The following is a 329-nucleotide window of genomic DNA, read 5'->3' on the forward strand; positions in this document are numbered from 1 at the left end:
ATAGATCTTTTTGGGATGACCTCGCAATATTAATAGCCCTTGTTGTCGGAATCGCAGGTGGATTAGTACTGTTAGCTTTCGGCAGCATTCTGAATGGAGGCATATAAATCAACATATGCTTGAAAGGGGATTAGTCGTACTTGAGGAGAGTATCGACCATGCTCAACACGCTCTGAAACGAAAGTCGAAGATCTATCGATAAACTGCTTTATGGATCGGGGGATTAATCTGTTGCAGATGAAACAAAGGATCTGCAAAAGAAGGGGCATGATGAAAGAGGCCCATCCCAAAAAGGAGAAGTTATCCCTGAGGTGATCCCGAAACACCTC

The sequence above is a fragment of the Methanoculleus sp. UBA374 genome, assembly GCA_002508705.1.
In the GTDB taxonomy this organism is placed as follows: domain Archaea; phylum Halobacteriota; class Methanomicrobia; order Methanomicrobiales; family Methanoculleaceae; genus Methanoculleus; species Methanoculleus palmolei.